The organism is Bacillus sp. FSL K6-4563, from assembly GCF_038630405.1.
In the GTDB taxonomy this organism is placed as follows: Bacteria; Bacillota; Bacilli; order Bacillales; family Bacillaceae; genus Bacillus; species Bacillus pumilus.
Genome location: NZ_CP152030.1, coordinates 980,100 through 994,176 on the forward strand (window position 1 = coordinate 980,100; position 14,077 = coordinate 994,176).

A 14,077-nucleotide genomic window follows, 5' to 3' on the forward strand; every position below is an offset into this window, starting at 1 on the left:
GACATATGAATGAATGTAGATGTTCATTTCCAAGTGAGTGACGTGTTGAAAACGAAGCATTTTGCGCATGCAAAAGTGTTAGCAGGGGAAAAAGGATTGTTTCGGCAGGTCAAATGGATACATGTGTTAGAAGTGCCTGATGTAGAGGATTTATTAAATGGAGGCGAGCTTATATTAACAACAGCCGCAGGCTTCCATGACCAACTGGATGTGTTTCAAGCGTTTTTACGACAGCTGATTGATTCAGGGGCGGCCGGCTTGTGTATTGAATTTGTTCCGCTAAGATTCGAAGTGCCGGAAGAATTACTGACCTATGCAGAAGAAAGAGATTTTCCGCTTATTCTGTTTACAAAAGAAGTGAAGTTCGTCAACATCACGCAGCATCTTCATACGATGATGATCGAGCGTCAGTATCAAATGATGGCTGATTTAGAAGCACTGTCATCAAAGCTAAATGAGCTTTTGCTGACCCCGCATCCGCAAATGGATATTTTGGATCAAGTGTATCAGCACGTAAGGGGGATACTTTTACTCCTCCCTATTCAGGGCGAGCCGATTATTTTATGTGATTCTTCCAAACAAACCGAAGAACTGGTCATGAATTATTTGCAGTTTGCTTCCGTGCCAAAAGGATACGAAGTGACACAAAAACAAGTGCTTGCGCTCAAACAAACATTTGCAGATCTTGTGCTCATTCATCAAGCGGACACGCTCTCTGAATTCGAACTGCTTGTAATGGATAAAGGAGCGAATGCTCTAGCCCAGCAAACATTAAGAGAGCTTTATACAGAAGAGCTGAAGAAGACAAAAGAAAATGAATGGCTGCAAAAATGGTTTCAAGAAGAGCATACAGAACAAGAGATCATAGAGCACCTAGAAGAAACAGAAGGGGTGAAAAAGCCAACTGGCTGCGTAGTCTTGCTCTTTCAAAAACATCATCAAATTGAAAAAATCACAGGGAATCTTTACTTTCTTGTCTCTTGCCGCTCCATTTTTCAGCGTGCTGGTTTCCATCTGATTGCATATGAGCATCAAGAACAAACCTTGTTTATTTTATTAAACACGAGAAAGAAAGAGGACTGGAAAGAGCGTGCAGGAAAGGCTGCAAACGACATCAAACAATTGTATGACCGGGAGCAGCCCCGAGGGGCCGAGATCAATTTTGGTATCGGGCAATATTGTGAAAAATTTCAGCACATGAGAAAAAGCTTTCAAGCAGCCAAAGAAGTGCTGCATTTAAAAAAAGTGATGCCTCATCGGGTGGAAAGTCCATTTTATCAAGATCTACATATGCTCCGTCTCATGCCTATGATGAAGGAAAGCGGTCTGCTTGAATGTATGGTGAAAGAGTATTTAGAGCCCGTGATTGTATACGATAATCAAAATAGCGGAAGACTCTATCAAACGCTAAATATCTTTTTACAGACAAACGGTTCTAAAAAAGAAACCGCAAGCCAGCTCTATATTGTTAGGCAAACCCTCTATCATAGACTGGATAAACTGCATGCCTTGCTCGGTGAGGATATGATGCAGGCGCCGAAACGACAGGCGCTTGAATTTGCGATTCTTGCCTATGAATTCCTGCAAGGAAATCGACGTTAGCAGAGTGTGCTCCATTTTGCCAAGGCATCAAGAAAAGTGTCTTATGCTGGTGTTCAATCAGTTGACGATCTGTCTAATGTAATCGGCCTGACCCCTTTTTTATAATGAAAGTAACGATTGGTTCTCTCTTACGGGCGGCCTGGTTCCAGTTTCATATGCCTCACGTTTCATCCATATAATGAATGGAGAGGCAATGTGCTGCTGAATTGGTCTAAGCTTCTTTAATGATGAAAACGGATACATGGGGGCGGGAAGATGAAAATACATGAGCAGGCTCAAAATCTTCAGGCAAAAGATGATCAGTTGATCTGGCATCATATGAAAGGAACAAACAAGGAAAATGAAAGTATGGTCATTCACGAGGCAGAAGGCGCATGGGTGACAGATATTCATGGAAATCGTTATTTAGACGGGATGTCAGGCCTTTGGTGTGTAAATGCCGGATATGGCCGGAAAGAGCTTGCAGAAGCGGCGTATAAGCAATTAAAGACAATGCCTTACTATCCGCTTACACAAAGCCACGTACCGGCGATTCAGCTGGCTGAAAAGCTAAATGAGTGGCTTGGCGGGGACTATGTTATCTTCTTTTCTAACAGCGGCTCTGAAGCCAATGAAGCTGCATTTAAAATGGCCAAACAATATCATACGCAAAAAGGAGAAAGTACTAGGACAAAGTTTATCTCCCGGTACCGGTCGTATCACGGCAATACAGCAGCGGCTCTTGCCGCAACCGGTCAAGCGCAGCGTAAATATAAATATGAACCATTAGGTCAGGGCTTTATTCATGTCGCACCGCCTGATGTGTATCGTCATCCTGAGGATCAAGAGAATCTGGCAAGTGCTATGGCAATAGATCAGGCCATGACGTGGGAACTAAGTGAGACGATAGCTGGGGTCATTATGGAGCCGATCATTACGGGCGGAGGTATCCTAATGCCGCCAAAAGGGTATTTGAAGAAGGTCAAAGACATCTGTGAAGCCCATGGAGCGCTTCTCATTGTAGATGAAGTCATCTGCGGATTTGGCCGGACAGGGAAGCGGTTTGGTTTTATGCATGAGGAAGTAAAGCCGGATATTATCACCATGGCAAAAGGGATCACAAGCGGTTATTTACCGCTTTCTGCAACGTGCGTGAAACGAGAAATCTATGAAGCCTATGCAGGAGAAGATACGTATGACAGGCTGCGTCATGTGAATACATTTGGCGGTCACCCTGCTTCCTGTGCGGTGGCACTTGCCAACCTAGAGATTATGGAAAACGAGCAACTAGTGGAACGGTCCGATGCGCTCGGCCGGGATATGCTTGAACGTTTGCAAGAGTTAAAAGAACACCCATTTGTCGGAGATGTCAGAGGAAAAGGCTTGCTGTTTGGCATTGAGCTTGTTCAGGATCAACAATCCAAAAAACCAGCTGAGCCACATGTCGTCGGTCAATTGATTGCTGAATGTAAAAAACGCGGACTGATCATCGGGAAAAATGGGGATACAGTGGCCGGCTATAATAACGTTGCCCAGCTTGCACCGCCGCTTAATATAACAGATGATGACGCCTCATTTATCATCAATACCTTAAAAGAAAGCATGGCACAGCTATAGCAGAGAGACTTCTCTGCTTTTTTTATGGAATAAAAGTTTGCTTTTCATCATTTTGAGCTAGTTCTATGAAGATGATGTGAGATGAAATCGGTATTGGGCACACTAGGTGTATTGAAAAATAGAAGAGTTTCAATTACTGTTAGGAGAAGACTGATTCAATACACTTTTGAAGGAGACGGCTTATGAGTTTTCATGATCAACCCATTTTACCTGCTGTACGCAATATGAAGCAATTTGAGGAATTTTTAAAAAGTCCATTTACATATGGTGTTTTACTTGATGTTCACTTAGGCCGGCTTAAGGGCATCATGAATGAGGCAAATGCTCATCACAAAAAAATGTTTGTCCATGTCGATCTCATTCACGGGATTAAACATGATGAGTATGGAACGGAATTTATTTGTCAGGAAATGAAGCCAGCAGGAATTATTTCTACTAGGTCTTCTGTCATAGTAAAAGCCAAGCAAAAAAAGGTATATGCCATTCAGCGAATGTTTTTACTTGATACGAGTGCCATGGAAAAAAGCATGGAGTTCGTCGGGAAACATCGTCCAGATTTTATTGAAGTATTGCCGGGCGTCGTGCCAGATTTAATTACAGAAGTGCGCGAGCGAACTGGGATCCCGATTTTTGCAGGCGGATTTATCCGTACAAAAGAAGATGTAGAAAGAGCGCTTGAAGCAGGGGCTACAGCAGTGACGACCTCAAATACCACCCTTTGGAAAGCGTTCCAAAAGTGAAAAGATAAAATGTGAATATTTATTGACAACGTTTTCATCCTCTGATACTATAGCACTAAGTTAATATCATGTGATGGAGAAACGGAGATCCACAACAACGCTTTACTAGGTGACAAATGACCCTGATGTAAAGTATGTTTGTTGTGGATCTTTTTCTTTATCTTTTCTACACATTCATAGGGGATGGCAACTGAACCAGAGGAGGAATTTTTCATGACACCATTTTGGGGAGAAGTCGTAGGTACAATGCTGCTCATTATTTTTGGAGGCGGTGTGTGTGCGGCAGTTAATTTAAAGAAATCACTCGCATATCAATCCGGCTGGATTGTAATCGCTTTCGGGTGGGGATTTGCAGTAGCCATTGCAGCATATGCAACTGGTGGAATTAGTGGAGCTCATTTAAACCCTGCACTCACAATTGGGCTTGCGCTAGAAGGAAGTTTTCCTTGGGCTGATGTTCCAATGTATATTGTTGGTCAAATGCTTGGCGCATTAATAGGGGCTACTATTGTCTTTTTACATTACTTACCGCACTGGAAAGCAACAGATGATCCAGGTGCAAAGCTAGGCGTATTCTCAACTGGTCCTGCGATTCCGCATACTTTTGCAAACGTACTTAGTGAAGTCATCGGTACATTTGTATTGGTTCTAGGAATTTTAGCGATTGGTGCAAATAAATTTGCAGACGGAGTCAATCCGCTGATTGTTGGTTTCTTAATTGTTGCAATTGGTCTTTCTTTAGGTGGAACAACTGGTTATGCAATTAACCCTGCACGTGATTTAGGTCCGAGAATCGCACATGCGATCTTGCCGATTCCAGGGAAAGGCCCATCGAACTGGAAGTATGCTTGGGTGCCAGTCGTTGGTCCAATTTTAGGCGGCGCATTTGGCGGTGTTTTCTACAATGCAGCCTTTAAAGCGAACGTCACTCCAGCCTTTTGGATTGTAAGCGTTATTTTAGTTGTGGTATTGTTAGGACTCTATATCACTACGAAAAACCAAACAAATGCTGTAAATGAAAGTATGTAAGGGGAGGAAAACATCATGACAAAAGAAAAATATATTCTTGCACTAGATCAAGGGACAACAAGCACAAGAGCGATCTTATTTGATCAAGAAGGCAAAATTGCACATACAACTCAGAAGGAATTTAATCAATATTTTCCGAACCCAGGCTGGGTAGAACACAATGCAAATGAAATTTGGAGCTCTGTTCTATCTGTCATTTCAACTGCTTTAATTGAATCAGGAATTGAAGCAGACCAAATCGCTGGTATCGGAATTACGAACCAACGTGAGACAGCGGTTGTTTGGGATAAACATACAGGCGCACCTATTTACAATGCAATTGTTTGGCAGTCAAGACAAACATCTGGCATTTGTGAAGAGTTAAAAGAACAAGGACACAATGAAACGTTTAGAAATAAAACAGGTCTTCTTATTGATGCTTATTTCTCAGGTACAAAGGTAAAATGGATCTTAGACAATGTTGAGGGTGCCCGTGAGAAAGCAGAAAATGGCGACTTACTGTTTGGCACAATCGATACTTGGCTTATTTGGAAGATGACAGGCGGTAAATCACACGTCACAGATTACTCCAATGCGTCAAGAACATTAATGTTCAACATTTACGATCTGAAATGGGATGAAGAATTACTTGATATCCTTGGCGTACCGGCTTCTATGCTTCCAGAGGTGAAACCATCTTCACACATTTATGGTGAAACAACTGACTATCACTTCTTCGGCAGAAATATTCCGATTGCAGGAGCGGCGGGAGATCAGCAGGCTGCTTTATTTGGTCAGGCTTGCTTTGAAGAAGGAATGGCGAAGAACACATATGGTACAGGATGTTTCATGTTGATGAATACAGGGGAAAAAGCCATTAAGTCGGATCATGGTTTATTAACGACGATTGCATGGGGCATTGACGGCAAAGTTGAATATGCTTTAGAAGGAAGTATTTTCGTTGCTGGCTCAGCGATTCAATGGCTGCGTGATGGACTCAGAATGTTTAAAGACTCGAAAGACAGCGAAGCTTATGCAGAGCGCGTTGAGTCAACAGATGGCGTATACGTCGTTCCGGCATTCGTTGGTCTAGGCACACCATACTGGGATAGTGATGTCAGAGGCGCTGTATTCGGGTTAACACGCGGTACTTCTAAAGAGCACTTTGTCCGTGCAACGTTAGAATCACTTGCTTATCAAACGAAAGATGTGTTAGATGCGATGGAAAAGGATTCAAATATTTCATTAAAAACATTGCGTGTGGATGGCGGAGCTGTAAAGAATGATTTCTTAATGGGCTTCCAAAGTGATTTACTGGATGTGCCTGTAGAGCGTCCAGAAATTAATGAAACGACGGCACTCGGTGCGGCCTATCTTGCGGGAATAGCAGTTGGCTTCTGGAACGACCGTTCAGACATTGCAAAACAGTGGAACCTTGACAAGCGCTTTGAACCTAAGATGGAAGAAGGCAGCCGTGACTCGTTATATAGCGGGTGGAAAAAGGCTGTAAAAGCAGCTCAAGCTTTCAAATAAACCAAAAGTATGATATACTTCAATTAAGTTAATAGAACGGTTGGAGAACTGGAGAGACCGCAGGCACCGAAGTGTAGAAATACGCTTTGGGTGTTTGCGGTCTCTTTTTCTTTACCGTACAACATGGGAGGAACAAGAGATGACTTTTTCTAGCTTAGAAAGAGAACAAATGCTGCAGGAAATGACAAAAAAACCATATGATGTGTTTATCATTGGTGGGGGTATTACAGGCGCGGGTACAGCACTTGATGCGGCTTCACGCGGAATGCGCGTCGGTCTTGCAGAAATGCAGGATTTCGCAGCAGGTACATCTAGCCGCTCTACGAAACTAGTGCACGGTGGACTTCGTTATTTAAAACAATTTGAAGTAAAAATGGTCGCAGAGGTCGGTAAAGAGCGTGCCATTGTATACGAAAACGGTCCTCATGTAACAACACCAGAATGGATGCTTCTTCCGATGCATAAAGGCGGGACATTCGGTAAGTTTTCAACATCCATTGGGCTTAGAGTGTATGACTTTTTAGCTGGCGTCAAGCATAACGAACGCAGAAGCATGCTGAGCGCGAAGGAAACACTTGCAAAAGAACCGCTTGTGAAAAAGGACGGCTTAAAAGGCGGCGGCTACTATGTTGAATACCGTACGGACGATGCACGCCTCACAATCGAAGTCATGAAAGAGGCTGTGAAATTCGGAGCAGAAGCGGTCAACTATGCGAAAGTAAAAGAATTTATTTATGATAAAGGCAAAGTTGTCGGTGTTGTCATTGAAGATGTCATGACGCAGAAAACATACGATGTATATGCGAAGAAAATCGTCAATGCGACAGGTCCGTGGGTCGATCAACTAAGAGACAAGGATCACTCAAAAGAAGGGAAGCACTTACAGCATACAAAAGGTATTCACTTAGTATTCGACCAATCAGTCTTCCCATTAAAACAAGCGATCTACTTTGACACACCTGATAAACGGATGGTCTTTGCGATTCCAAGAGAAGGCAAAACGTACGTTGGTACAACAGATACAGTGTACAAAAAGCAGCTGGAACATCCGCGTATGACAAAAGCAGATCGTGATTATGTCATCAATGCGATTCAATACATGTTCCCTGATCTCAATATTACAGAAAAAGATGTTGAATCTAACTGGGCTGGTCTTCGTCCACTCATTCATGAAGAGGGCAAAGACCCTTCAGAAATTTCTCGTAAGGATGAAGTATGGACATCATCTTCAGGCTTAATCACCATTGCTGGCGGTAAATTAACAGGCTACCGCAAAATGGCTGAGCATATTGTGAATCTTGTACGTGATGGACTAAAAGAAGAAACAGGCAAAGACTTCGGGCCATGTAAAACAAAGCATATGCCAATTTCAGGCGGTCATGTAGGCGGATCTAAAAATATGGCTGCCTTTGTCCAAGCGAAAACAGCAGAAGGAGCATCTGTTGGTTTAACAGAACCGATTGCTCAAAAACTCGCCGAAAAATATGGCTCAAACGTCAGCAGTCTCTTCAAGCGTGTAGAGCAGCTTCAAGGTGAAGCAGACAAACGAAACATTCCAGCGTATGTACTCGCAGAGCTTGTCTATGCAATCGAAGAAGAATTAGCTGTTACTCCTGTCGATTTCTTCTTAAGAAGAACAGGAAGCCTACTATTTAATATCAACTGGGCAAAAAAATATGCACAGCCAGTCGCTGATTATATGGCAGAGCGTTTTGGCTGGGATGAAGCAGTAAAACAGAAGCATCAAACAGAATTAGATCAACTATTCCATGAAGCAGTTGTACCGCTTGATGCTGAATAAAAGAAAAGCCGATCATGCATCGGCTTTTTTATTTGTTCAGCATTTTCTTCATCTCCCAATGATATAGCATGACATAAAGGTTGATTCCATATAAAATAGCAGTAGAGGTTATTTTATTGATGATAAGAGCTGGGAGGACGACCATGAGTTGGAAGACGAATTATGAGCGATGGATCAATGAGAAGCACCTGGATACTGAGCTAAGGGAATGGCTGGAGGCACATCAAGATAATCAACAAGCACTTGAAGACTGTTTCTACAAAAACCTTGAGTTCGGCACTGGAGGAATGCGCGGGGAGATTGGTGCTGGTACGAACCGAATGAATGTGTACACGGTTCGTAAAGCATCTGCAGGTCTTGCTGCGTATATTGCGAAACATGGAGAGGATGCAAAAAGAAGAGGCGTCGCCATTGCATATGATTCACGCCATAAATCGCCTGAATTTGCGATGGAAGCAGCCAAAACACTTGCCTCGCAGGGCATCCAAACATACGTATTTGACGAACTGCGTCCAACACCTGAGCTTTCCTTTGCTGTTCGAGAGCTGAATGCATTTGCTGGGATTGTCGTAACAGCAAGTCATAATCCACCAGAATATAATGGCTATAAAGTATATGGAGAAGACGGCGGACAGCTGCCGCCACTTCAAGCAGATCAAGTCATTCAAGAAGTAGATGCAATAGAAAATGAACTGTCGATTTCAGTTGATTCAGAAGAAACGTTAAAACAACAAGGGCTGATCAACATGATCGGAGCAGAAATCGATCATGCTTATATTGAAAAATTAAAAACCATCAGTGTGCACCCTGAGCTGGCAGATGAGGTCGATGTCAAAGTCGTTTTCACACCACTTCATGGTACGGCCAACGAGCCTGTCCGAAAAGGGCTTCAAGCTTTAGGCTATCAGCACGTAACCGTTGTGCCTGAACAGGAAAGACCAGATCCGCAATTTTCAACAGTGACATCGCCAAACCCAGAGGAGCATGCAGCATTTGAGTATGCCATCAAGCTTGGCGAAAAGCAGAATGCCGATATCCTCATTGCAACAGACCCAGATGCGGATAGGTTAGGTATTGCGGTCAGAGATCATGATGGAGAGTTTACCGTCTTAACAGGCAACCAAACAGGAGCCCTATTGCTCCATTATTTATTGTCTGAAAAACAAAAGCTTGGTCAGTTGCCGCCTCGTCCTGTTGTGATGAAAACGATTGTCACAAGTGAGCTAGGGCGTGCTGTTGCTTCAGCATTTGGTGCCCATACGATTGACACGCTTACTGGTTTTAAATTTATCGGTGAAAAAATCAAGCAATTCGAAGAGAGCGGAGAATACACGTTTCAATTCGGGTACGAAGAAAGCTATGGCTATTTGATCGGTGACTTTGCCCGAGATAAAGATGCGGTGCAAGCGGCGTTGTTAGCTGTCGAAGTCGCTGCTTTCTATAAAAAACAAGGCAAGTCCTTGTATGATGCGCTTGTTGATATTTTCAAGGAGTTTGGATTTTACCGGGAAGGGTTAAAGTCGTTAACCTTAAAAGGAAAAGAAGGAGCAGAGCAAATTTCAGCGATCCTTCATACCTTTAGAACAAATCCGCCAGCTGCTATCGCGGGTCAGCGCATCACTGTCATCGAGGATTACCAATCAAGTCAAAGATATCTGATTGCCGAAAAGAAAGAAGAAACCATTCACCTTCCAGCATCAAACGTGCTGAAATATTTCCTTGAGGATGGTTCGTGGTTCTGCTTAAGACCTTCCGGAACTGAGCCTAAAGTGAAATTTTATATTGCCGTCAAAGGTACATCGTTAACAGATAGCGAAGAAAAGCTGAAGCATTTGTCAGAAGAAGTGATGAAAGTCGTTTATGAAATTGTGGAAGAAACAGCTAAATAAACAAACAAGGCCATTGTGTGAATACACGATGGCTTTTTCTCCATCAAAAGGATGAGAAAAAATCATCCTTTTAGCGAAAGAACCGGCAGAATGCTCATGATATAATGAGCGTAATGAAAAGAGAAGGCAGCAAATGCCGGGGGTAAACAGTATGGGAGAATATCAAGAGAAGGTTGAAACATTAAAAACGCTAAAAGAAATTGCTGAAAAGCTAAATGAAGGCTTGGAAATAAAAGATACGCTTCATGAAGTGCTCCATATGCTGATGGATGTCACAGGCTTTCATTCCGCATGGATTTATTTTATAGAAAAAGACGGCTCGTACGAACTGATGGCAGAGGTCTCCTTACCAGAAGCGCTGGCAAAGCATCAAAAGCAGCTCATGTGCCAAAACGATTGCTATTGCATCAATCGATACACAAAGGGCTCACTCCAATCAGCCACAAACATTATGAATTGTAAACGCATCGAAACGGCGGTTAAAAAGCAGCTTGGGGATACTGAAGGAATTACACATCATGCGACGGTTCCCCTCAAAGCATGTAAGCGTACGTTCGGGTTATTGAATGTGGCGGCAAAAGGAAAAGTCACATTTACGCAAGAAGAATTGAACTTGCTTGAAAGCATTGCGCTTCAAATTGGTACCGCCATTCAACGGATGAAGCTTGTGCAAAACGAACATCAGCATGCTCTTTTGGAAGAAAGAAACCGGCTTGCACAGGACTTACATGATTCCGTTAACCAAATGCTATTTTCAGTCAGCCTGACTGCTAAAGCCGCCCGTCAAATGACAAACGATCAGAATCTAGGGGAAATGATTGATTTTATTCAGCATTTGTCACAAGATGCACTGGTTGAAATGCGGTCACTCATTTGGCAGCTAAGGCCAAGAGGACTTGAAAAAGGATTCACAACAGGGATTCAAGAGTATGCAAAGCTTTTAGGATTACGCTGTACATTATCGTTATCAGGTTGTATGGAGATGGATCATACTCAGCATGAAACGTTGTTTCGGGTATGCCAGGAAGCGCTGAATAATTGTCAAAAACATGCGGAAGTAGAGGAAGTTAAAGTCCAGCTGGAACAATCAAAAGACACGTTTGAGATGAAAATCATCGACCACGGTAAAGGGTTTCAGTATGACGAGCAAATGAGCCTCCCTTCACTTGGTCTGAAAGGGATGTCTGACCGTATCAAAAGAGCTGGTGGAACATTTTGTATAGAGTCTGAGCTCGGTAAAGGGACCACTATTCAAGTGAAGGTGCCATTTTCTCAAGAAAGGAAGGGGTCGTCATGAGAGTTGTCATTGCAGATGATCATCATATTGTGAGAAAAGGGCTTGTGTTTTTCCTGCAGACACAGCCTGACGTCGAAATTGTTGGTGAGGCTTCTAATGGAGAAGAAGCATTAGAAATTGTCAGACAAACGCGACCTGACATCGTTCTCATGGATTTATCGATGCCTGTAATGAATGGCATTGAGGCAACGAAACAAATGACGCTGGAAATGCCTGATACCCGCATTGTGATCCTGACAAGTTATGCGGATAAAGATTATGTTATTCCTGCCATTCAAGCAGGGGCAAAAGCCTATCAGCTCAAGGATGTAGCGCCAGAAAAACTTCTTACGACAATGATTGACGTACAAAAGGGCACCTATCAATTAGATGGTCATATCACCAATTTTCTTGTGCAGCATTTGACTGAGCCAAAAGAGCAAAAATGGGAGTTAATGAAAGAGCTGACCAATAGAGAGCGAGATGTCTTATTCGAAATTGCAAAGGGGAAAAGCAATAAAGAAATTGCCTCATCCTTGTTTATTTCTGAAAAAACTGTCAAAACGCACGTATCTCATGTATTATCAAAACTAGAGCTGGCAGATCGTACCCAAGCGGCTCTGTATGCAGTGGATTATCAAAAAAGTCAGCCTAAAGAGCTGCTATAACAGAAGGGAATTTAGTCGTTATGCTAAAACTTTTAAGCGCACATTCAGTTCAATGAATTGAATAAAAAGAGCACGGTTGTTGGTTTATTTGACGTGCCCTTTTGCGTGAAAAGAGAAGCATGTTCAGTCTAATTTCTAAAAGTAGAACGATAAAAGACTTGATGAGTATATGCTCATCAAGTCTTTTTTTTATTTTGAAGGGGGTGATAAACCGGCTGACTGAAGGTGAAATGATAAAAGGAGGAAATGAGCATGGAGACATATGAATTAGTGAGTGATTATCGCCATAATGAAAAATTGAAAGAAAGCTTTAATAAGCTAGCGATCAATACATTTGATTTGGATTTTAGTGACTGGTACAAAAGAGGGTATTGGGATAAAAAATATATTCCTTATTCCTTTGTCCATCACGGGAAAGTGATCTCAAACGCTTCCGTTTACCTCATGTCACTGATCATTGATGGAAAAACGTATCGAGCTGTTCAAATTGGCACGGTGATGACGGATCAAGCCTATCGCCATAAAGGATTAGCGACAAAGTTAATGGAGCATATTATGGATACGTACGAACATGATTGTGATTTGATTTTTCTTTTTGCCAATGAAACTGTACTGGATTTTTATCCAAAATTCGGCTTTACACGGTACCACGAAAGTGAGTTTAGTCTAGATATCAGCAAAAGTGCCATTCATATAAAAAAGGACATGCGTCTCAAGCAGCTGACATTGGAACATGACCTGCCATTACTTGAACAGTTCGCAGAAAAACGCCAAACGGGCTCAAAGAAATTAGACGCTAAGCATCATGGCAGCTTATTGATGTTTTATTTTACATTGGTTTGGCCGGATGCCCTTTTCTATATTGAAGCGTTGGATACGATTGTTCTGATGAATGAAGAAAATGAAACCATACATGTCTTTGATATCATTTCTCTCGAGCCACAAAATATAGAGGAAGTTGTTGCACATATTGTGAATGAAACGACGGAAAAAGTGATGTTCTATTTTACACCTGATACGTCAATTGACGGCTTACACTCGGTGAAGGCACCATATGACGAGGATGCGCTGTTTGTTTATACAAAACAAGATTGGGTAAAAGGACACTTTATGCTTCCAATCACTGCGCACTGCTAAATGTATGTAAAAAGGCTGATAATCAGCCTTTTTCTTTATGTGTACATCGGTTGTGAATAAACTTCAGAAGCAGCGGCCTCTGAAGCATGGTCAATGTACTGCAGGAGCCCATATAAACATTTTTCAACATCAGCATCGTTCCGGTTAAATTGATACGCGTGTAAGAAATGCTCAATACGTTTCGAGAGCAAGTCATCTTGCGTACGTACCATAAGAATAAGTAAATTATCCCATTGCGAGCGATGCGTATAATAAAGTGCTTTATCATAATCCGCCACATTCATCAAACCTTCTCCTTTCCCTTGAGAAGTCCTCATTAGTTTGCTCGGAACATATCGACATTTTCAGGGGAAAAGTTGGTGTCCGCATCAATCGTGTACCGGGAATTATAGGCTGAATAAATGCTTCATGTATGAAAATGGATCGATCAGCACAACATAAACAAAATATACATGAAAGTGAGATCAATGATATCATGCAGCCGAAATGGTGGGTGCCTTTTGCAGCGGGAATGGTTTTGTTTGGCAGTTTCATGATCCATCCTGCAACAAATGCAGCGATGCAGCCTGTTGAAAATTTGGAAAGACTTGCGTACACAGCGTTGCAAGAGGAATATGAAGGCGCCGTTTTAAACGATTATCAATATATCGGGCGTACACAAGTAAATGAAGATCAGACAAAAGATGTCTTTCGCGTCACCGTGAAGGAAGGCTCAACGCTTTTTGCTGCGCATGCAGAAATCTATTTTCACCCGGTGACCGGTCATTTGATTAGTATTAACGTATTCCGGTTATAAAAAAAGCACCTCTTTATTAGAGGTGCCCTTT

At 42.3% G+C, this 14,077-nt stretch carries 12 protein-coding genes; 11 read left to right on the top strand and 1 reads right to left on the bottom strand.

The window, feature by feature from the left end; translation table 11 throughout:
- Positions 1 to 9: 9 nt before the first annotated feature.
- The 10 genes from MHH54_RS04765 (at position 10) to MHH54_RS04810 (ending at position 13,250) form a co-directional block, all read left to right on the top strand.
- Complete coding sequence (locus tag MHH54_RS04765) at positions 10 to 1,602, top strand: PucR family transcriptional regulator (protein WP_106029894.1); 1,593 nt, start codon at positions 10 to 12, stop codon at positions 1,600 to 1,602.
- Positions 1,603 to 1,857: 255 nt separating this feature from the next.
- Entirely contained in the window at positions 1,858 to 3,198 is a 1,341-nt protein-coding gene (locus tag MHH54_RS04770; protein ID WP_003211643.1) for an aspartate aminotransferase family protein, read from the top strand.
- Positions 3,199 to 3,380: 182 nt separating this feature from the next.
- Entirely contained in the window at positions 3,381 to 3,938 is a 558-nt protein-coding gene (locus tag MHH54_RS04775) for a glycerol-3-phosphate responsive antiterminator (protein WP_003212480.1), read from the top strand.
- A gap of 213 nt (positions 3,939 to 4,151) precedes the next feature.
- Positions 4,152 to 4,967 (top strand): MIP/aquaporin family protein, encoded by an 816-nt coding sequence (locus tag MHH54_RS04780; RefSeq protein ID WP_003211784.1) that lies wholly within the window; start codon positions 4,152 to 4,154, stop codon positions 4,965 to 4,967.
- Between the two features lie 15 nt (positions 4,968 to 4,982).
- Positions 4,983 to 6,479 carry a glycerol kinase GlpK gene (glpK, locus tag MHH54_RS04785; RefSeq protein ID WP_003212099.1) on the top strand — a complete coding sequence of 499 codons (1,497 nt, stop codon included), beginning with the start codon at positions 4,983 to 4,985 and terminating at the stop codon, positions 6,477 to 6,479.
- 139 nt (positions 6,480 to 6,618) lie between these two features.
- A complete protein-coding gene (gene glpD / locus MHH54_RS04790; RefSeq protein ID WP_342500747.1) occupies positions 6,619 to 8,280 on the top strand; it encodes a glycerol-3-phosphate dehydrogenase in 1,662 nt (553 codons plus the stop codon).
- Positions 8,281 to 8,423: 143 nt separating this feature from the next.
- Entirely contained in the window at positions 8,424 to 10,169 is a 1,746-nt protein-coding gene (locus tag MHH54_RS04795; protein WP_342500748.1) for a phospho-sugar mutase, read from the top strand.
- 151 nt (positions 10,170 to 10,320) lie between these two features.
- Positions 10,321 to 11,466: a GAF domain-containing sensor histidine kinase gene (locus tag MHH54_RS04800; protein WP_106035894.1), complete on the top strand. Its 1,146-nt coding sequence runs from the start codon at positions 10,321 to 10,323 to the stop codon at positions 11,464 to 11,466.
- Positions 11,463 to 12,113 carry a response regulator transcription factor gene (locus tag MHH54_RS04805; protein WP_003212112.1) on the top strand — a complete coding sequence of 217 codons (651 nt, stop codon included), beginning with the start codon at positions 11,463 to 11,465 and terminating at the stop codon, positions 12,111 to 12,113. The genes MHH54_RS04800 and MHH54_RS04805 overlap by 4 nt, the downstream gene beginning before the upstream one ends.
- A gap of 252 nt (positions 12,114 to 12,365) precedes the next feature.
- Positions 12,366 to 13,250, top strand: coding sequence for a GNAT family N-acetyltransferase (locus tag MHH54_RS04810; RefSeq protein ID WP_342500749.1), 885 nt, complete (start codon positions 12,366 to 12,368; stop codon positions 13,248 to 13,250).
- Between the two features lie 35 nt (positions 13,251 to 13,285).
- On the opposite strand, the gene MHH54_RS04815 is transcribed toward MHH54_RS04810, so the two are convergent.
- Positions 13,286 to 13,534, bottom strand: a complete 249-nt coding sequence (locus tag MHH54_RS04815) for a YhdB family protein (protein WP_024426598.1) — start codon at positions 13,532 to 13,534, stop codon at positions 13,286 to 13,288.
- A 128-nt stretch (positions 13,535 to 13,662) separates the two neighbouring features.
- Between MHH54_RS04815 and MHH54_RS04820 the strand changes: the two genes are divergently transcribed.
- The gene (locus MHH54_RS04820) at positions 13,663 to 14,046 is read left to right on the top strand and encodes a YqzG/YhdC family protein (RefSeq protein WP_342500750.1); all 384 of its coding nucleotides are present in this window, start codon (positions 13,663 to 13,665) and stop codon (positions 14,044 to 14,046) included.
- Positions 14,047 to 14,077: the final 31 nt, after the last annotated feature.

What these genes read in the sequence shown, in the direction of transcription:
- MHH54_RS04765 (WP_106029894.1), top strand. Translation starts at nt 10, where the DNA reads ATGAATGTAGATGTTCATTTCCAAGTGAGTGACGTGTTGAAAACGAAG.
- glpK (WP_003212099.1), top strand. Translation starts at nt 4,983, where the DNA reads ATGACAAAAGAAAAATATATTCTTGCACTAGATCAAGGGACAACAAGC.
- MHH54_RS04775 (WP_003212480.1), top strand. Translation starts at nt 3,381, where the DNA reads ATGAGTTTTCATGATCAACCCATTTTACCTGCTGTACGCAATATGAAG.
- MHH54_RS04795 (WP_342500748.1), top strand. Translation starts at nt 8,424, where the DNA reads ATGAGTTGGAAGACGAATTATGAGCGATGGATCAATGAGAAGCACCTG.
- MHH54_RS04805 (WP_003212112.1), top strand. Translation starts at nt 11,463, where the DNA reads ATGAGAGTTGTCATTGCAGATGATCATCATATTGTGAGAAAAGGGCTT.
- MHH54_RS04780 (WP_003211784.1), top strand. Translation starts at nt 4,152, where the DNA reads ATGACACCATTTTGGGGAGAAGTCGTAGGTACAATGCTGCTCATTATT.
- MHH54_RS04820 (WP_342500750.1), top strand. Translation starts at nt 13,663, where the DNA reads ATGAAAATGGATCGATCAGCACAACATAAACAAAATATACATGAAAGT.
- MHH54_RS04815 (WP_024426598.1), bottom strand. Translation starts at nt 13,534, where the DNA reads ATGAATGTGGCGGATTATGATAAAGCACTTTATTATACGCATCGCTCG.
- MHH54_RS04800 (WP_106035894.1), top strand. Translation starts at nt 10,321, where the DNA reads ATGGGAGAATATCAAGAGAAGGTTGAAACATTAAAAACGCTAAAAGAA.
- glpD (WP_342500747.1), top strand. Translation starts at nt 6,619, where the DNA reads ATGACTTTTTCTAGCTTAGAAAGAGAACAAATGCTGCAGGAAATGACA.
- MHH54_RS04770 (WP_003211643.1), top strand. Translation starts at nt 1,858, where the DNA reads ATGAAAATACATGAGCAGGCTCAAAATCTTCAGGCAAAAGATGATCAG.
- MHH54_RS04810 (WP_342500749.1), top strand. Translation starts at nt 12,366, where the DNA reads ATGGAGACATATGAATTAGTGAGTGATTATCGCCATAATGAAAAATTG.